The organism is Exiguobacterium sp. JMULE1, assembly GCF_013337175.1.
GTDB classification, from domain to species: Bacteria; Bacillota; Bacilli; order Exiguobacteriales; family Exiguobacteriaceae; genus Exiguobacterium_A; species Exiguobacterium_A indicum.
The window spans coordinates 465,229-482,235 of the sequence record NZ_SGWC01000002.1; the positions used below are offsets into that span (position 1 = coordinate 465,229).

Genomic DNA, 17,007 nt, shown 5'->3' on the forward strand with positions numbered 1-17,007 from the left:
GACACTCATAGAACCCGCAACTTTAAAACTGTTTTTATTTAAAAAGATCTTTTTGGAAAAAGATAATTTTTTTTATGAAAAAGGCTTTACACTTTTCGATATGCTGCTATAATAAAAATATACCCAGTAACAACACAGCATGATTCTGTAGCTCAGCTGGGAGAGCGCTACCTTGACAGGGTAGAGGTCGCTGGTTCGAGCCCAGTCAGAATCATACCGAAATCGTTCCTTTTCGAAGGGACGATTTTTTTTTGCGTTAAAAAACTATTCCCGAAATCAATCAGGAATAGTTGGAAGGGAGGTAAATTGTTTTATTGAATTTCAAGATGAAGATCGCCGCGCTTTGTCCACCCTGCGACAGTCGTCAATCGATAGAAGACGAGCGTCAAGACACCAGGTAGAACGACACCAGTCAAGAAGAAGACGAGGAACGCCTGAGGACCTTGGTTGACGAAAATATTGAGTGGGGCAATCATCGAATTTAATCCAAGTCCTGCGAGTTCGTACGGTACTTTCAAAGAGAGAAGAAGCGTCGCGACAGGAGCTGAAATCATCGCTGCGAGAAACGGTGCAACGACCAGACGAGGATTTTTAACGATATTCGGGAATTGTACTTTAGGTGTTACAAAGAATGAAGCAATCAAACCACCTGGATCCGTCTGACGGTATGCCATCAACGTGAAGCCGACGAATTGAGCGGAACAGCCAATCAGCGCAGCGGCACTTGCTACAGGATCAAGTTGCAAAGCGATAGCGAGTGCAGCGGACGAAGCAGGAGACATCAATAAGACACTAAAGATGAGTGCGATGACAAGAGAAGTTGCGATTGGAGATGATTCAACGGATGCTGTGATCATGGCACTGAATTTTGTAAGGAGTGGTGTCGTGACGGCAGCAGCACCGATTCCAGTCACGCCGCCAGCAAGGACAGCGCTCATCGGGATGACCATCATGTCAAATTTCGTTTTTCCAGTCATGCGTTTTCCGACGTATACAGCGACGGCAGCTGCGAGTAACGCACTGATCGGCTGACCGGGTACAAGAACGAGTCCAGAAGCAGTTGATTGAAGCGCGGCACCACCGATCGTTGCTGCGATCATCGCGCTGAACAGGACAAGTGTGTTTCCTCCAAGCTGAAAGGCAATACCGGCACCAAGTGCAGGGGCGAGTAGTACTTTTGCGACACCACCAATCGTCAGTAGCATTTGGATATGTAGAAGATTTCCGAGTGTCTCAATCAGAAGTCCGACACCAAGTGTTACAAGAACGGCATTTGCCATTCCAGCTGATACTTTTACCATTCGATCCATCGCATATTCTTTCAACGTTGTCATCCTCTCTCTATCTATCTCTATTTTTTGCCATGAAAAAAGCCTATCCGTTTTTGGGATAGGCGCCACTCATTCTGTGCGGGCGCCTCATTCGATGCATCGAAAGAAGGGCCCAAAAATCATTTCCGTTTCATCATCGGAAAAGTTTTCAGTCCCTCATGCATAGAATAATCAGTCGTCCGGCTTGGTTAAATGGCTGTTGCGTCGGAATCATTTGATCGTGCCCCTCTCTGTGAATTTTTCTAAGCCTAACATGCTCTTGAATAATAATCAATATTTTCTGACAATTTATTTTTTCCTGAAATCTGACAGGAATTCACGGTATCATCTGGAAATCCTAATGTACCAACAATGGAGGCGTTTACATGAAAGTCATGCTTTTTACAGATATTCACGGCAATGCATCAGCTTTGCGTGCGGTTTTGTCCTATCTTGATCAACAATCAGATATCGATGCCGTCTATTGTCTCGGTGATCTTGTCGGCATTGGACCAGAACATAATGAAGTCATTGATCTATTGAAGCAACGACCTGATATTCAAACGATTTCTGGGAACCATGATGAATGTGTCCTTGCTTTAATCCATGGGGAGACCTATCCCGATAGTTACCGCCATGCGAAAGAGCACCACCAATGGATCGTGGATACGTTGACACAAGAAAATAAAAAGTATTTGGAACGTTTACCGCGTGTCTTAAATATCATGCATCAGGAACAATCGATGCACCTGACGCACTATGCTTATGCCGATCAGACGAAGAAGATTGGTGAAGAACCCTTAAAGCAAGCAATGGATGGAACAAAAGATAACTTATCCGCCTTGTTTGCTGGAAGTGAGGCGCGGATCATTGGTTTCGGTCATCATCATCCAGCGCAACAAGTCGAGACAGAGCAAACGCTCTTTATTAATCCAGGTGCACTTGGATGTCAGCAAACAGCTATTGCTCCAGTAGCAATCATTGATTGGGAGAAGGATCAAGTCCGTTCAGAAATCCTGAAGCTTTCATATGATGATCGACCATTTTTAGACGTCCTCAATACGACGGAGATGCCGGAACGTGAGTTGATGCGCCGACTCTTCTTCGGTAGTAGAACATGAAAAAACCTTCATGAGACATTCATGAAGGAATTCAATCAAGACGACAGTTTTGTCATGATTGAGATGAGACATACGACAATCAGTAACACGATACCGATGTTTCGTTTCAATGGATGGCGTGACCAGTAAAAGAATAGCGTAAGGACAGGGGCCACAAAAAAGGCAACGATGAGACTGATTAATGTTGCAAGAAACAATACAAACATCCAAAGTTTGCTCGTTATCCGGTATACCTGCCACATGTCGTAAAGCGACATGAGTGTATAGGCGAGTAACACGAAGATGATTCCGGTCGATAAACTCAAAGTGATCATCACTCCATTCTCTATTTAGTATAAGGGAGGGAGCGAGAATGATTACACGACTTGAAGTAAAAAACGTGACGAATCGATGAACGTACGATTATATGCTGTAACGAAAGAGAAAGGGGAAGGCACCTATGTTAAATATCTATCGTCGTTTTTTTCTGTTTCCGGATATTTTGATCATGCTCGTATTACTGATTGCGGTCAGTAGTTATGTCCTTGCTCAGCCGTTTCATTGGTCAATTTTACTGTTCTTTTGTCTTGGATTGATCGTCTTTAGTTTCAGTGAATATTTGACGCATCGTTTTTTGTTCCATTTACCACCGCCTAAAAATGTGCTTGGACGAAAATTATTGAAACGACTTCATTACGATCATCATGCGCATCCGAATGAACTGCATCTGTTGTTTTTACCGGTCTGGTATTCCTTGCCGAATCTTGGTTTCTTTGCGGCGCTGACCTATTTTCTGACGCAATCTGTCGTTTCGACAGCTGCAGCCGCGAGTGGATTGATCGTCATGTTGCTTGTGTATGAATGGAAACATTACGTGGCACACGTTCCGCTGAAACCGAGAACACGCTTTGGGAAATGGATGAAAAAGACGCATCTGTTACATCATTTCAAAAATGAACACTATTGGTTTGGTGTATCGAATCCGGTGGGAGATTGGTTATTTGGTACTTTGAAGGATGAAAAAACAGTTACTTCTAGTCAAACGGCACGGAATTTAGAAAAGAATCGAGAATATGAAAAACCGCCGATCCACTGACCGGCGGTTTTTTGATTCATAAAATACGTAGCATGGCACGACGAATCGTATCGAGCTCAAGTGGATGCGCAATCGATGGCCATTCGGCAATCAATGCGATATACGTCCGGAAAATCAGAAATGCTGTGACATCTACTGGTACGTCACGATCATTTTGTCCAAGGCGAGTCTCAAGGAGCGTTTTAAGATATTCGACGACATGCCGTTCGATACGTGTCCGTAGTTCCTGCATTTCTTGTAATTTGAGATTACGTGTTTCTTCAATGATTTGAAGAATGAACAAATGTTGTTGCTGATGATAGACGATAGCATCGATCATTGCTTGCTTATTTTCTTCTACCGTCGCATGTTCGACGTAAGCGCGTTCTGCTTCTTCTTTCATCTCTTGCAGCACACGGGTTACGAGCGATTCGAACAAGTTGAGTTTACTTTCAAACAGTTGGTAGACGGTCGGTTTTCCGACGTGAGCGCGTCGGGCGACACGCTCGATCGTCGTACCCTTATAACCAAGTTCAGAAAAGCAAGCCATCGCTGAGTCTAGTATCAGTGTTTCTTTATCAGACTGTGTCATGTTGTTTTCGTCTCACTTTCGTTGAGAGTAGAATCCGCTTGGCTCCGAGCCCTCCAACGAAGCTGATGATCAATGCGACGACTAGGATGGTCGCGAGGACTTGACTATTTGAGATGAGAGTGTCCGTCACACCGAGTCCAAGGGCTTCACGGAATCCACCGACTGAATACGTCATTGGTAAGAAGGCGTGAATCGCTTGGAAGAAGCTTGGCGTCATCTCGACTGGGAACGTACCGCCACTACCACCGATTTGAAGCAGAAGTAGTAGGAAGGCAAGGAATTGTCCGACGCGACCAAGTAGCATCGCGAGCGTGAACAGAATCGTGATGAACGTCATACCTGTTAAGGCAGCGAATCCGTAGAGTGCAGGAACGCTCGCGACATCAGAATCGAGAACATAGACGATGGCCGTAGCTGCTGCGACACCTTGTAATGCGCCGATCGGTAAGATGAGTGATAATTTACCGACGAGGAATCGCCATGTCAGACTCTCGCCATGTTCTGGACGAATCTGGTAGACAGACGAGAACATCAAGGCACCTGCGAATAAGGCGATACTAAGGATGTAAGCTGATAAACCAGAACCGTAGTTGTTGACCGTCGAATAGTCATGTTCTTTTAAGACGACAGGTTCTGCCAGCATGTTATCCCGCTCTTTCGTAGGCTTGACAGTTGCGTCCTTAGCCCCTTTGCTAAGCTCATCCTTCAACGTTTTAGCCCCATCTTCAAGTTTCGTATTGGCATCCGCGATTTTTGAAGCCCCATCGGTCGTTTTGCCGATACCGTCTGTAATCGTAGTTGAACCAGATGCCAATTGACCTAATCCGTTAGTTAACGCGCTAGCTCCTGTTTGGAGTTGGTGTGTGCCATCAGACAACTGGTTCGCACCGTCAGCTAGTTGTGCCCCGCCTGTTGCCGCTTTATGCACGCCCGCAGTATACTGACCGAGTTTTTCATTGAATGTCTGTTGTCCGCTTGCTAATTGTTGTGCGCCAGATTCGACTTGTTTCGCACCGTCGACAAGTTTTACTTGACCTGCGTTCAGTTGCGATACGGCGGACTCGACTTGTTTACCGCCTGCAGCAAGTTGACCGATTTTTTTCGTCGCTTCGGTTGCTTGAGCAAGACTTTGATCGATTGCCCCTTCTTGCGCAGCGAGGCTTTTAATATTTTCTTCTAATGTTCCAATTGTTCCAAGTAACGTTTGTTTTTCCTCATCTGATAATTGATCAGAAGCGGAAATAACTTGTTTTAGTTGAGCGGCATTTGCTTCAAGCGCTTCTCGACGCGCACGTAGATCTTGTTTAGATTGTGCAGCATCTTGATTCAATTGATTTAATAATGCATTAGCTGCCTGAGCTTTCTCGTCCAGTTGATTTAATCCGTCCGTCAACTGAGGAATTTTTTCGTTGAGCTGAGCCGTACCCGCAGCCAGTTGCTCTGCCCCTTGACGGACTTGTGTCGAGCCACCGCTGAGTTTTGTTGCTCCGTCTTCTAGTTGAGCGGCACCGGCTTGCAACTTACCACCATTTTCGTCTAGCGTGTTCAACCCAGAAGACAACTCACCCGTTTTTTGAGCGAAGAGAGCAGTTTTTTCGTCGAGTGTCGTGACACCGTCACTGAGTTTTTTTGAACCCTGATTTGCTTCCCCGAGCTTTTCAGATAGTGTCAGACTGCCATCCGCAAGTTTTCCGAGGTTCGTAGCCAGTGTTTTAGCACCATCCGCTGTTTTGTGGTTGCCATCTTCTAGTTTAGAAGAACCGTCCGATGCCTTTTCCATACCGTTTGCAATTTTCTTTAACGCACCGAAGATCGCACTACTGTATTGTTTTGTCACGGATTTACGGATCTTTTCGTTTAATTGTTTGGCAGCCGTACTCGAAATTTGTGTGCCCGAGTAGTTTTTGGCTGGGTTCAAGTAATATTCCAACTCAATCTTTTTTGGATGATCATCGAGTAGTGTCGTTGCATTTTTAGAGAAATTCTTCGGGATGACAACCGTCATGTAGACTTTTCCGTCGCGTAGTTCTTTTTCGGCTTTGTCCTGAGACAAGAACTGCCAATCAAAATCATCATTTTTTTTGAGTTTGTCGACGAACTGATCCCCGATGTCGACTTTTTCTCCTTTAAACTTCGTTGCTTTGTCTTCGTTGACGATAGCAACCTTAATATCTTCTGTACGACCGTATGGGTCCCAGAATGCAGATAAGAAGATGGAGTTGTAGAGAAATGGCACGAGGATGAGGGCAAGAATGACGACGATCATCATCGGACTCTTCAATTTCTTCCATTCTGAGCGAAACATAAATACAAATCCCCTTTCTAAAACTCAAAACTAATTTGAGTTTTAGGTTTTGATGAGGTTTACTTTACTCTCTTCATTAAAAAAAAGCAATCGATAATCTTGATTTCACATAAAAAAGACGACTCGCAGGGAGTCGTCTCGAAAAAAGCGAGTTAAGGGAGCAAAAGTAGTTTTCCTGTGCTGCGTCGACTTTCTAAAAAGTCATGTGCTGCTTTGCCATCAGATAATCTGAATGTTGTAGGCGAAGACAGGGTGAGATGATTAGATAGAATCCAATCAAACAGTTCACCCGATCTACGGATGCGTTCTTCAGAAGATGTTAATACGTTCCAAAGATCACCACCCGTCAATGTTTTGGACGTATCCATCAAAAAGCGGGGATCAACAGGTGCAGGATCACCGCCTGCCATACCGTAGAAGACAACTGTTCCATGGACTTTTGTGACATGGAAACTATCCATTAAGGTAGAACCGATAGACTCATAAACGACATCGACCCCTTTACCAGAAGTTTGCGCGAGTACGTGCTCGACCCAGTTCTCGGAATATAAATAGACAGATTCACAGCCAGCAGTTTTAGCGATCCGTGCTTTCTCAGGAGAAGACGTCAATCCAATCGGAGTTGCCCCAAGCAACCGAATGAGCTGTGTCAACAACTGCCCAACGCCACCGGCGGCTGCGTGCACTAAGACGACATCTCCCGGTTGGACATGATAGCTATCTCGAGTTAAATAATGCGCTGTTAACCCTTGTAATAAGACAGAAGCTGCTGTTTCGTATGAGATACTATCAGGAAGCGGAATCAATTTATCAACGGGTGCTGCGACGTACTCAGCGTTCGCAAGCGGAACGTCCGCAAAAGCAACTCGTTGACCTACATGGAATGTTGAAACGCCTGCACCGACCGCTGTGATGATTCCAGCTCCTTCATACCCTAAAATATAGGGAGGCTGACCTTCTAAATGATAGTTTCCTTTTCGGCGATAGATGTCTGCAAAATTCAGACCGATCGCTTTCATTTCAATCAGAACTTCCTGTTCAGTGATTGTTGGCGTTGGCACGTCTTCGAAGCGTAATACATCAGAACCTCCAAATTCGTGGAAAGTTAATGCCTTCATCTCAACACATCCTTCTTTTAAATCTGCTTTTAGTATAAGGCAGAACATCTGAAAATGATGGACAGATGCGTTACACTAGAAAAAAAGAGGAAAGAAGGGACGTTATGAAACGTGTCTTAATGGGAGGAATTCGTTTTTATCAGAAAGTCATCTCTCCCATGAAGCCAGCCACATGTCGATTTTATCCAACATGCTCCCATTACGGGATGGAGGCGATTGAACGTCATGGTGCAGTAAAAGGGAGTTATTTGACGACGCGTCGATTGTTACGGTGCCAACCGTTTCATCCAGGTGGTCTCGATTTCGTTCCAGAACCTGATCAATTTAGTTGGAAAGCACCGCTGCAACGGGAAAATCCGCGGGAGAAGGCGGAAGAAACGAAGGAGTAAGTCATGTGAAGGTTCTCTTTTGTTTAATGAAGTAAGAACAAATAAAGGGACGTATGTTACCGGAAATTACCGATAACATATGTCCCTTTTTGTTCTATTTACAGACGATCATAGTTTACCCGTTAAAAACTGTGCTTCGCCAAGACCGAAGCTCCAGTCGGCTGCATCATTTTCGACGATCGACACCATCAAATCAGTCGGTGCGAGTCCGCAGTTTGCTTGTAAGCGTTCGGCGAGTAAGTGGTAGAGACGTTGTTTTTTCTCTTCCGTCCGCGTTTTACTCGTCACACTAATAAGAACGATATCTTTACTCCGTTCAAATCCAAGTCCTGTATCTTGAATGACCATCTCATGTGCTTTATGCGTATGCACGATTTGATAACGATCGCGCTCCGGCACATCAAATGCTTCGACCATCGCATCGTGTGCGGTGTCGAGTAACGTTTTTAACTCTTCTTCTGAACGTCCTTCAATGACGTCGAATCGTAATAACGGCATGTGGAATCACTCCTTAACAAAATTATGTAGAGTAGGGGGAAAACCCTACTCATATATTACTCGAAGAATGGTTTGTATTGACGACGATCGTGCATGACAGACAACCATTGGACAGTCGAGAATTCTTCAAGTACCCACTCACCGTTGAAGCGACCGAGTCCTGAATCTTTTTCACCACCAAATGGCATATGTGGCTCATCGTTGACCGATTGATCGTTGATGTGAATCATACCTGTCTCGACTTCAAGCGCAAAGGCAGTCGCGCGTTCAATAGAAGAACCATGGACAGCGCCACTCAATCCGTATGGAAGTGAGTTCGCGATTTCGAGTGCCTCTTCATCCGTATCGAACGGGATGATGACAGCAACTGGTCCGAAGATTTCATTTTTAGCGAGTGGCATATCATTCGTAACACCAGTGACGACAGTAGGTGCGATGACATTATCTTTTGCTTCGCCGCCGACACGAACGGTTGCACCCGCAGCTTTTGTTTTCTCGAGATCTTCAAGAATCCGTTCAACTTGTGATTGGTTGATGAGCGGTCCGACTTGTGTCCGCTCATGTGATGGATCACCGTATTGTAGCTCTTTTACACGAGCGACGTATTTTTCGACGAATTCATCATGTATCGAAGAAGCGACGAGAATTCGGTTCGTCGACATACAAATTTGACCTTGGTGATAGAACTTGCTGTAGACAGCAGATTCGACCGCACGATCGAGATCAGCATCATCAAGTACGACGAAGACGTTGTTTCCGCCAAGTTCAAGCGCTGTTTTCTTTAGATGTTTACCAGCAAGTTCACCGATATGACGACCTACTTCAGTTGATCCTGTGAATGAAATCAAACGTGGTACAGGATGTTCGACGATAGCATCACCGATTTCTGAACCGCGACCGACGATGACATTCAAGACACCTTTTGGCAATCCAGCTTTTTCAAACAGACTAGCAAAAATCAATCCGCCTGAAACAGGTGTGTCCGTAGCTGGTTTGACAACGACTGCGTTCCCGATGGCAATAGCAGTAGCGATCGACCGTACAGCTAAGTGGAACGGGAAGTTCCATGGACTGATGACACCGATGACGCCAAGTGCTTTACGGTAGATCCGGTTTTCTTTACCTGGTACGACCGATGGACGAATTTCACCGTGCATCCGAAGTGGGAATGTCGCAGCTTCCTTGACGATCAAGACAGAAGCAAGGAATTCGCCTTCCGCTTTAATACGTGTACTTCCTGACTCTTTAATCAACCATTCGATGATCGTTTCTTTCTCCTCGTACAAGACTTTCAAGAAGTTTTCGATCAAGCCTTGGCGTTTTAAGGCAGGAACTTTCGCCCAGTCTTTTTGAGCGACTTGAGCCGCTTCATATGCGTCATCTAAATCTTGTTGATTCGCTGCAGAGATTGTAAAGAGCTCTTCACCCGTGAAAGGATTCGTGTTCGTCATGTTGCTGTCACTTGCGCCTGTGCGCCACTGACCGTCAATATAAATCTTCGTGAAATCTGTATGCAATGTTGCTTCGTTTTGTTGAGCCATATCATTTCATCTCCCATTCGTTTTCATAACAATTAAGTTATTCACGTTATGAAAAGAAGTAAAACACATCCGTGCACTTCGACCAAATATATTGCTCAAAATCAGTCAGGCAGATGGGTTTTAAAGCGCTTTAAATCAGGAATTCAATCAATATAGTGCTATAAAAAGGAGGGATTTTATTTTGAAGAAGCTGAAAGTCCTGTCTCGAGAAATCAACTGGTGGTGGCCATTGTTATATGGTCTCATTGGGATTGGTTTGACGGGAATCGTGACGTGGTTGGATGTGTATGTATCAGACTGGTTTCCAAAAGAGTGGCAAACGACACTTGGCTTAGCGCAGACGATCCATAGTTCGGTTTTTACCGGACTGCTCGCCATGATGACGTTCACGTTCTCGACCATTCTTGTCGTATTGACGACCTATTCATCACAATTCTCACCACGAACATTGCCTAACTTCATCGAGAATCGGCAAGTGCAACACATCTTCGGTATATTCATTGGAGCGGTCAGTTACTCGATGACGATGCTCTTTTTTCTTCGTCCGGCTTTGAAGACGAGTGTCGTCGCTTCAACAGTAGCGGTTCTCGTCGTGTTGATATCGATCGTGGCATTCGTCGCATTCATTCATATCGTCAGCCAGTCGATTCGCGTGACGACATTACTGGATCGATTACACGAAGAAGGGAACGAATTATTGAAACGGCAAGTCGAACATCTAGAATCGGGAGAACAAAAGATTACTGAAAGAAAGATGACGACAAATTATCCACATCTTATTCAGGCAACTCGAACCGGATATATTCAAGCAGTCGATTATGATGCTTTTGATCAGAAAGACCGCGTGTATATTGATCGAACGGTCGGCTCATTCGTAACAGAGGGAGAAGCCATCGGACGGGCGACTTGCCGGGATATCAATGAAAGTATCTTAATTGGACCGACGAAATCTTCAGAACAGGATTTTGCATTTGTTCTTGAAAAATTAAGTGAAGTTGCTTTACGTGCGATTTCTCCAGGAATCAATGATCCGAATACAGCGAGACATGCGGTTCGGATCATTGGTGACTTAATGCGACAGTATGCCGTAATACCAGATGGTGTACTAGTTGTTGGAAAGGACCAGCAACATATCGTCGTCAGGGAAACCTACCAACAATTGTTGTACACGACGTTTTATCAACTCCGACATTACGGAGCAGAGGATATTTCAGTTCTCGCAACGATGCTCGAGTCGCTTGGAACGATGAAGCGACAAGCCTTACCTGCTCACTATGAAACGATTCAACGATTCATTCCATACATCTGTTCGGAAGTACATTTTGAAACAATGAACGACTGGGATCGTGATTTTTTACAAAATCAAATCCATCGGGCGTTGAATGAAACTTTTGTCTCCCCTTCGACGTAAAAAGGGCAAGAGAATCAAAAGAAGGGAGGAATAGAAAGTGACAATCTTGTTATGGAGTCTGATCGTCGTCTGTTTTCTAGTCGCTTTTGCAGGTCTCGTGTATCCGATCATCCCAAGTGCGCCGATTTTAGTAGTTGGTTTTTTGATTTATGGATTCGGATTCGGGTTCTCTGAACTATCGATTAGTTTTTGGGTGATTCAAGCGATTTTCATCATTCTCTTATTTACGCTCGATTATCTCGTCAGCGCCTACACCGTCGATCGACGAGGAGGCTCACAAGCGGCTAAGATTGCAACGACAGTCGGATTGATTGCGGGACCGTTTATTTTGCCAGGTATCGGATTATTAATTTTCCCGTTTGTCTTTGCCATCTTGACGGAAAAAATCATTAGTAAAAAAACATGGCAAACCTCGGTTTCAGTTGGGATCGGAACAGTCCTTGGTATCTTATCAAGTGCCTTATTAAAGGGAATCGCGATGTTACTCATGATCGTAATCTTTATTCTCTATGTCGTCTGACGGTCTGAAATGATGTCTTCAAGTACACATTTTATGAAAGTTCCGTTATAGTATGAATATGAAAAAGTAGGGAAGCTTTGAAAGTCTGAAGCTTCTTTTTGCTGTAAACCACCAGATGCCTCGGCATCTGGCTTTATATTAATGGAGGTGAATCCCCTTTCTTCGGGGAAACGATTGGACAGTACACACTCAATGGAGACATTCGACACGACGACGATCATCATTCGGCTACTCGTCATTGCACTACTCATCGTCTTAACCGCTTTTTTTGTAGCTGCCGAATTTTCGGTCGTCAAAATGCGAATGTCTCGAATCGATCAGTTGATTACAGAAGGAAGCAAGACTGCGAAAGTGGCGAAGAGGCTACTTGAGAATTTGGATTATTATTTATCGGCCTGTCAACTTGGAATTACCGTGACAGCGCTTGGTCTCGGGTGGTTAGGAGAATCAACGGTAGGTGCGATTCTCGGTATGTTGTTCGAAGAGATTGACATTCCGAACTCCGTCTCGACGATCATTTCGTTCGTTCTTGCATTCTCGATTGTAACGTTTCTTCATGTCGTGCTTGGAGAACTTGCTCCAAAATCTTTAGCGATTCAAAAAACGGAAGCGATCACGATGTTACTCGCGCCACCACTATATTGGTTCGGTAAAATCATGAAACCTTTCATCTGGACATTGAACGGTTCAGCACGAATCATTCTTCGGTTGTTTGGCGTCGAGCCAGCGGGACACGAAGAAGTCCATTCTGAAGAAGAGATTAAAATCATCATGACACAGAGTTATAAGAGTGGAGAAATCAACCAGACTGAGCTTTCCTACATGCAGAACATCTTCTCGTTCGATGAGCGGATCGCGAAAGACATCATGTTACCGCGGACGGACTTAATCACGATTTCGAACGATGCATCGATGGAGGACATCATTCGCCTCGTTGAAGAGTATCAGTTCACACGTTACCCAGTAGCGGAAGAAGGAGATAAGGATAAAATCCTTGGCTTCATCAATGCGAAACAATTATTTACGGATCATATGGCGAATAAAGGAAAAGCATTAAGCTATTACATCCACAACTTGCCGATTGTATCCGAATATTCGCCGCTTCAAGATGCCATGCTGAAAATGCAGGTGGAACGGACACCGATGGCACTCGTCATCGATGAATACGGTGGTACGGCTGGTGTCATCACGATGGAAGACATCTTGGAAGAAATCGTCGGAGAAATCCGAGATGAATTCGATAAAGATGAGAAAGCAGATATCGAACAAATTCATGAGCGATTATACCGCATCTCAGGCCGTGTCTTGATTGATGACCTAAATGAACGCTTTAACTTAGGAATCGAAGAAGAAGACATCGATACGATTGGTGGCTGGGTCATGGCACAGGATACGGAAGTGTCGAGTGGTCAAGAATTCCGCTATCAGGAATACACGATCAAAGTCATGGAAGTCGATAATCATCAAGTGAAATCGATTTATCTTCAATTGCCTGATCAAGAAGAAACTGCAACAGAAGAGATTGGATAAGAAATAGAATGTGCAAGACGATGAACTTCGAGTTCATCGTCTTTTTTTGTCTACTTAAAAAATGATTAGCTAAGGTGATAGACACATCTTGTGTTTATCTCCCTCAGTGACGGGTATTACTGTCTATGTGGCAAAAAAAGCATTTTTTAATTCAACAGGAAAAGGGGTTTTCTATCATGTCAAACGTCATTCTTACTTCACGTGCATCTGCAGTCGGTGGTCGCGACGGGAAAGTCGCTTCAGACGATAACGTCATTAATCTCGATTTAGTCATGCCAGGAACAAAAGGCAAAGAAGACATTCCGACATCAAACCCGGAACAGTTATTCGCAGCAGGATATGCCGCTTGTTTTGATGGTGCCTATAACTTAATGGCGCGCCAAGCAAAAAAACGAGTCGAGACGCGGACGAATTCAGAAGTCAGCCTCTTACAGGATGAAGCGGATAACGGTGTAAAAATTGCAGCGAAACTCGTCGTCGAGGTCGTTGGCGTATCGCAGGAAGAAGCCGAAGACTTACTAGAGAAGACACACAATTTCTGCCCGTACTCAAAAGCGACACGTGGCAACATTGATGTTGATCTTTCTGTTAAAGTCGTCGATTCACTATAAGCATAATCGACGAATCATGACGAATCATGACGAATCATAAGGAGGGTTTTCCATGGCACCGAAAGAAACCGATCGTCCAAATGAAGAGTTTGAAGATGAACGGGATCGTCTGTCGGATAAAGAACGGAAACTGACAGAGGAGCAACAAAAGGAAATCCTAAAAGGAAAAGACGAAATGCCAGATGATACGGTTTCTCCACGAGATCGCGGAGAAGATCCGATTTAAATCAAACAACTTGGGGGATGAATCACATGTCTAAAAAAGTAGCAGTCGTACTCGCCGATCATTTTGAAGATGTAGAATTCACAGGACCGGTTGATGCATTAAAAGAAGCAGGGCACGAGATCACTGTCATTGGTGTTAAAAAAGGTGCAGAACTCGTCGGCAAACAGGAAGAGGCAAAAGTAAATGTTGATCTCTCGATTGATGAGACTTCAGCAGCAGACTACGATGCTCTCCTTATTCCAGGCGGTTTTTCACCAGATTTACTTCGAGAAGACGAGCGTTTTGTCTCATTCGTCGAAGAATTCGATATGTCGAAAAAACCAATTTTCTCAATCTGCCATGGACCACAATTGATGATTAATGCAAAAATCGTCAAAGGAAGAAAAATGACAGGTTATAAATCAATTCGAATTGATTTAGAAAATGCTGGTGTGGACTTTGCAGATGAAGAAGTCGTCGTCGATGATAATTTCGTCTCAAGTCGTCAACCAGATGATATTCCTGCATTCAATCGGGAAATCGTTGCAAAACTTGGCTAATGGTATAGAACAAAAATCAGCACTGCGATAACGCAGTGCTGATTTTTTAGGGTTTTTTTGGATAATCACAGAGTTCCGTAATGACGCCGTGTGAATGACGAGGATTCATATAAATCAGTCGTCGTCCGAACGGCGTCGTTCGATACGTATCTTCTAAAAATGTTAAGCCTTGTTTTTTTGCTTCTTCAATCGCTTGATCTAAATTCTCTACGCGATAAGCAATATGGTGGACACCTTTCCCACGTTGTTTTAAAAAACGAGCGATTGGACTATCCGGACTTGTTGGCGTTAACAACTCGATGTGCGCATCATCGAACTCGATGACCGCAATATTGGAAGCAACACCAGGCGCAGGATTCGAGTACTCTTTTGTTAAGGTTCCTCCAAGTACGTTTGTATAAAATGAAATGGCTTCCTGCATGTCGCGAACGGCAATTCCAGTGTGGTCTAATTTCATATGACATCCTCCTTCTGTTCGCTTCAGTTTCCCAAAAACACTCCAAAGTTGCAACGATGAGTTACCTTCCAAATGTTTCTATTACATAGAAGAGGAAAGATTTATTTAAATTGAAATATCACTGAAATATTATGGAAGAGGAATGAATGCTATAATCAAAAACGTTCTTATAAAAAGAAAAAAGATTACAGAATTTAAATTTAACTTAAATATTCTACGATAAATCATAAAACATATACTACAGAAAAAGAGGGAATACTACATGAAAAAAACGTTCGCGTCGCTCATCGTTTCCGCACTGGTTCTTTCATCAGCACCTCATTTTGCAGCAGCAGACGATTTAAGTGAACAGAAAGCCAAAAACGAACAACAGCAACAAGACAATGCTAAAAAGCAAAAAAACTTAGAGTCTTCTGTTAATCAAGAAGGTAAAAAAATCTCTAAAACACAACAAGAAGTCAATCGACTAGACGAAGCGTTGAACGAAAAAATCTTTGCTGTCGAAACAAAAGATCGTCAAATCAAAGCAACAGAACGTGAAATCGTTGAGCTTGGAAAAGAAATCGAGAAATATAAAGCGAAACTAAAACGCCAAGAAAAACTACTCGGTGATCGTCTTCGTGTCATGCAAGAGAATGATGGAAACTCAATTAAATGGGAAGAAGTCATCTTTGGCGCTAAAAACGTTGGTGACCTCGTAAGCCGTGTCATGGCAGGGAAATCCATTTCAAAACAAGATGATAAAATGATCACGGATTACCAAAATACGCAAAAACAATTAGCGGATGCGCAACAAAAAGTAAAAGAAAAGAAAGCGCAGTTGGTCGTTGAGAAAAAAGAATTAAAACGTCAACAAGCGGATCTTGAATCACAATTAAAAGAGCGGAACAAACGCTTAAAAGAACTACGTAAGAAAAAAGAAAAGTTCGAAACACAATTGATGGATGCAAAAGAAGTCCAGCAAATTTTGATCGCTCAAGAAAAAGCGATTGCAGCTGAAAAAGCAGCGCGTGAACGTGAAGCACGAATCGAAAAAGAACGTCAAGCTCAAGCGGCACGTGAAGCAAAAGCACGAGCAGAAGCTGAAGCAGCTCAAGCAGCAGCTCAAAAAGAAGCGGAACAACAAGCCGCTAAAGAAGCAGCAGCTCAGCAAGCAGCACAAGAGAAGGCAGCGCAATCAGCAAAACCTTCTGGTTCGACGAAACAATCGGCACCAAAACCATCTACACCAGCACCAACTGCGCCAGCACCGTCAGCTCCTGCGACACCTAAACCGTCACCATCATCAGGCGGACTCTTCATTCATCCAACTGCTGGTGCTGTGACACAAGGGTATGGTTCTGCAGGCGGAGAAAACGGTTATACGTTCCATAACGGGATTGACTTCGGTGGTCCAGTTGGCACGCCGATCGTTGCAGCTGCAACTGGTACAGTCATTACAGCATCAGGTGGCGGCCCTTACGGAAATCACATCATGATTGCTCACCAATTGAACGGGAAGACATATACGACAGTCTATGCACATATGAGTTCATTGAACGCTAGTGCAGGTCAACGCGTCAGCCAAGGTCAACAAATCGGTACACGTGGTAGCACAGGAAACTCAACAGGTCCACACTTGCACTTCGAAATTCACGTTGGTGGATACAGCTACAGTGCAACAGGTCCAGCTAACTCAGTAAATCCAATGACTATGTTTTAAACAGTGAAGAATCGTTGCATATGCAACGATTCTTTTTTTTATATTTGATAAGAAATATATATTACAAAAAAACGTTTTCACTT

Annotated in this window: 18 protein-coding genes and 1 tRNA gene; 11 read left to right on the forward strand and 8 right to left on the reverse strand. The window is 43.9% G+C overall.

Going from position 1 to position 17,007, the window contains the following annotated elements:
* The first annotated feature begins 141 nt into the window (after positions 1-141).
* Positions 142-214, forward strand: a tRNA-Val gene (locus EXW93_RS02565).
* Positions 215-311: 97 nt separating this feature from the next.
* Here the strand turns inward: EXW93_RS02565 and EXW93_RS02570 are convergent.
* Positions 312-1,334 (reverse strand): PTS sugar transporter subunit IIC, encoded by a 1,023-nt coding sequence (locus EXW93_RS02570; RefSeq protein ID WP_029340800.1) that lies wholly within the window; start codon positions 1,332-1,334, stop codon positions 312-314.
* Between the two features lie 362 nt (positions 1,335-1,696).
* Here EXW93_RS02570 and EXW93_RS02575 point away from each other — a divergent pair, with 362 nt between their 5' ends.
* Positions 1,697-2,431 carry a metallophosphoesterase family protein gene (locus tag EXW93_RS02575; protein WP_058713858.1) on the forward strand — a complete coding sequence of 245 codons (735 nt, stop codon included), beginning with the start codon at positions 1,697-1,699 and terminating at the stop codon, positions 2,429-2,431.
* Positions 2,432-2,466: 35 nt separating this feature from the next.
* Here the strand turns inward: EXW93_RS02575 and EXW93_RS02580 are convergent, their stop codons facing one another.
* Complete coding sequence (locus tag EXW93_RS02580; RefSeq protein WP_174316013.1) at positions 2,467-2,745, reverse strand: hypothetical protein; 279 nt, start codon at positions 2,743-2,745, stop codon at positions 2,467-2,469.
* 125 nt (positions 2,746-2,870) lie between these two features.
* Between EXW93_RS02580 and EXW93_RS02585 the strand changes: the two genes are divergently transcribed.
* Positions 2,871-3,506, forward strand: coding sequence for a sterol desaturase family protein (locus tag EXW93_RS02585; protein ID WP_058713857.1), 636 nt, complete (start codon positions 2,871-2,873; stop codon positions 3,504-3,506).
* 16 nt (positions 3,507-3,522) lie between these two features.
* Here the strand turns inward: EXW93_RS02585 and EXW93_RS02590 are convergent, their stop codons facing one another.
* The 3 genes from EXW93_RS02590 to EXW93_RS02600 all read right to left on the reverse strand — a co-directional run bounded on the left by EXW93_RS02590 (position 3,523) and on the right by EXW93_RS02600 (position 7,500).
* Positions 3,523-4,077, reverse strand: coding sequence for a TetR/AcrR family transcriptional regulator (locus EXW93_RS02590; RefSeq protein ID WP_023467163.1), 555 nt, complete (start codon positions 4,075-4,077; stop codon positions 3,523-3,525).
* Positions 4,064-6,382: a YhgE/Pip domain-containing protein gene (locus tag EXW93_RS02595; protein WP_058713856.1), complete on the reverse strand. Its 2,319-nt coding sequence runs from the start codon at positions 6,380-6,382 to the stop codon at positions 4,064-4,066. The genes EXW93_RS02590 and EXW93_RS02595 overlap by 14 nt, the downstream gene beginning before the upstream one ends.
* A gap of 152 nt (positions 6,383-6,534) precedes the next feature.
* Complete coding sequence (locus EXW93_RS02600) at positions 6,535-7,500, reverse strand: quinone oxidoreductase family protein (protein WP_058713855.1); 966 nt, start codon at positions 7,498-7,500, stop codon at positions 6,535-6,537.
* 104 nt (positions 7,501-7,604) lie between these two features.
* Between EXW93_RS02600 and yidD the strand changes: the two genes are divergently transcribed.
* Positions 7,605-7,889 (forward strand): membrane protein insertion efficiency factor YidD, encoded by a 285-nt coding sequence (yidD, locus tag EXW93_RS02605; protein WP_023467166.1) that lies wholly within the window; start codon positions 7,605-7,607, stop codon positions 7,887-7,889.
* Positions 7,890-7,997: 108 nt separating this feature from the next.
* Here yidD and EXW93_RS02610 read toward each other — a convergent pair whose 3' ends face one another.
* Together EXW93_RS02610 and EXW93_RS02615 are read right to left on the reverse strand one after the other, a co-directional pair.
* The gene (locus EXW93_RS02610) at positions 7,998-8,387 is read right to left on the reverse strand and encodes a tautomerase family protein (protein WP_035398885.1); all 390 of its coding nucleotides are present in this window, start codon (positions 8,385-8,387) and stop codon (positions 7,998-8,000) included.
* 56 nt (positions 8,388-8,443) lie between these two features.
* The gene (locus EXW93_RS02615) at positions 8,444-9,928 is read right to left on the reverse strand and encodes an aldehyde dehydrogenase family protein (protein WP_081637438.1); all 1,485 of its coding nucleotides are present in this window, start codon (positions 9,926-9,928) and stop codon (positions 8,444-8,446) included.
* 181 nt (positions 9,929-10,109) lie between these two features.
* Between EXW93_RS02615 and EXW93_RS02620 the strand changes: the two genes are divergently transcribed.
* The 6 genes from EXW93_RS02620 (at position 10,110) to EXW93_RS02645 (ending at position 14,765) form a co-directional block, all read left to right on the forward strand.
* Positions 10,110-11,339: a DUF2254 domain-containing protein gene (locus tag EXW93_RS02620; RefSeq protein ID WP_023467172.1), complete on the forward strand. Its 1,230-nt coding sequence runs from the start codon at positions 10,110-10,112 to the stop codon at positions 11,337-11,339.
* A gap of 37 nt (positions 11,340-11,376) precedes the next feature.
* Positions 11,377-11,859, forward strand: a complete 483-nt coding sequence (locus tag EXW93_RS02625) for a DUF456 domain-containing protein (RefSeq protein ID WP_023467174.1) — start codon at positions 11,377-11,379, stop codon at positions 11,857-11,859.
* A gap of 192 nt (positions 11,860-12,051) precedes the next feature.
* On the forward strand, positions 12,052-13,389 hold the full coding sequence (locus EXW93_RS02630; RefSeq protein WP_023467176.1) for a hemolysin family protein: 1,338 nt from the start codon (positions 12,052-12,054) through the stop codon (positions 13,387-13,389).
* 176 nt (positions 13,390-13,565) lie between these two features.
* On the forward strand, positions 13,566-14,000 hold the full coding sequence (locus tag EXW93_RS02635) for an organic hydroperoxide resistance protein (protein ID WP_023467178.1): 435 nt from the start codon (positions 13,566-13,568) through the stop codon (positions 13,998-14,000).
* 52 nt (positions 14,001-14,052) lie between these two features.
* Positions 14,053-14,226 (forward strand): hypothetical protein, encoded by a 174-nt coding sequence (locus EXW93_RS02640; RefSeq protein WP_023467179.1) that lies wholly within the window; start codon positions 14,053-14,055, stop codon positions 14,224-14,226.
* A gap of 26 nt (positions 14,227-14,252) precedes the next feature.
* Positions 14,253-14,765: a type 1 glutamine amidotransferase domain-containing protein gene (locus EXW93_RS02645; protein WP_075642965.1), complete on the forward strand. Its 513-nt coding sequence runs from the start codon at positions 14,253-14,255 to the stop codon at positions 14,763-14,765.
* Between the two features lie 46 nt (positions 14,766-14,811).
* Here EXW93_RS02645 and mce read toward each other — a convergent pair whose 3' ends face one another.
* Positions 14,812-15,222 (reverse strand): methylmalonyl-CoA epimerase, encoded by a 411-nt coding sequence (gene mce, locus EXW93_RS02650; RefSeq protein WP_058714095.1) that lies wholly within the window; start codon positions 15,220-15,222, stop codon positions 14,812-14,814.
* A 262-nt stretch (positions 15,223-15,484) separates the two neighbouring features.
* Here mce and EXW93_RS16585 point away from each other — a divergent pair, with 262 nt between their 5' ends.
* Positions 15,485-16,924 (forward strand): murein hydrolase activator EnvC family protein, encoded by a 1,440-nt coding sequence (locus EXW93_RS16585; protein WP_023467184.1) that lies wholly within the window; start codon positions 15,485-15,487, stop codon positions 16,922-16,924.
* Positions 16,925-17,007: the final 83 nt, after the last annotated feature.

What these genes read in the sequence shown, in the direction of transcription:
- EXW93_RS02575 (WP_058713858.1), top strand. Translation starts at nt 1,697, where the DNA reads ATGAAAGTCATGCTTTTTACAGATATTCACGGCAATGCATCAGCTTTG.
- EXW93_RS02595 (WP_058713856.1), bottom strand. Translation starts at nt 6,382, where the DNA reads ATGTTTCGCTCAGAATGGAAGAAATTGAAGAGTCCGATGATGATCGTC.
- EXW93_RS02600 (WP_058713855.1), bottom strand. Translation starts at nt 7,500, where the DNA reads ATGAAGGCATTAACTTTCCACGAATTTGGAGGTTCTGATGTATTACGC.
- EXW93_RS02570 (WP_029340800.1), bottom strand. Translation starts at nt 1,334, where the DNA reads ATGACAACGTTGAAAGAATATGCGATGGATCGAATGGTAAAAGTATCA.
- EXW93_RS02590 (WP_023467163.1), bottom strand. Translation starts at nt 4,077, where the DNA reads ATGACACAGTCTGATAAAGAAACACTGATACTAGACTCAGCGATGGCT.
- EXW93_RS02580 (WP_174316013.1), bottom strand. Translation starts at nt 2,745, where the DNA reads ATGATCACTTTGAGTTTATCGACCGGAATCATCTTCGTGTTACTCGCC.
- yidD (WP_023467166.1), top strand. Translation starts at nt 7,605, where the DNA reads ATGAAACGTGTCTTAATGGGAGGAATTCGTTTTTATCAGAAAGTCATC.
- mce (WP_058714095.1), bottom strand. Translation starts at nt 15,222, where the DNA reads ATGAAATTAGACCACACTGGAATTGCCGTTCGCGACATGCAGGAAGCC.
- EXW93_RS02640 (WP_023467179.1), top strand. Translation starts at nt 14,053, where the DNA reads ATGGCACCGAAAGAAACCGATCGTCCAAATGAAGAGTTTGAAGATGAA.
- EXW93_RS02615 (WP_081637438.1), bottom strand. Translation starts at nt 9,928, where the DNA reads ATGGCTCAACAAAACGAAGCAACATTGCATACAGATTTCACGAAGATT.
- EXW93_RS02630 (WP_023467176.1), top strand. Translation starts at nt 12,052, where the DNA reads ATGGAGACATTCGACACGACGACGATCATCATTCGGCTACTCGTCATT.
- EXW93_RS02610 (WP_035398885.1), bottom strand. Translation starts at nt 8,387, where the DNA reads ATGCCGTTATTACGATTCGACGTCATTGAAGGACGTTCAGAAGAAGAG.
- EXW93_RS02645 (WP_075642965.1), top strand. Translation starts at nt 14,253, where the DNA reads ATGTCTAAAAAAGTAGCAGTCGTACTCGCCGATCATTTTGAAGATGTA.
- EXW93_RS16585 (WP_023467184.1), top strand. Translation starts at nt 15,485, where the DNA reads ATGAAAAAAACGTTCGCGTCGCTCATCGTTTCCGCACTGGTTCTTTCA.
- EXW93_RS02635 (WP_023467178.1), top strand. Translation starts at nt 13,566, where the DNA reads ATGTCAAACGTCATTCTTACTTCACGTGCATCTGCAGTCGGTGGTCGC.
- EXW93_RS02585 (WP_058713857.1), top strand. Translation starts at nt 2,871, where the DNA reads ATGTTAAATATCTATCGTCGTTTTTTTCTGTTTCCGGATATTTTGATC.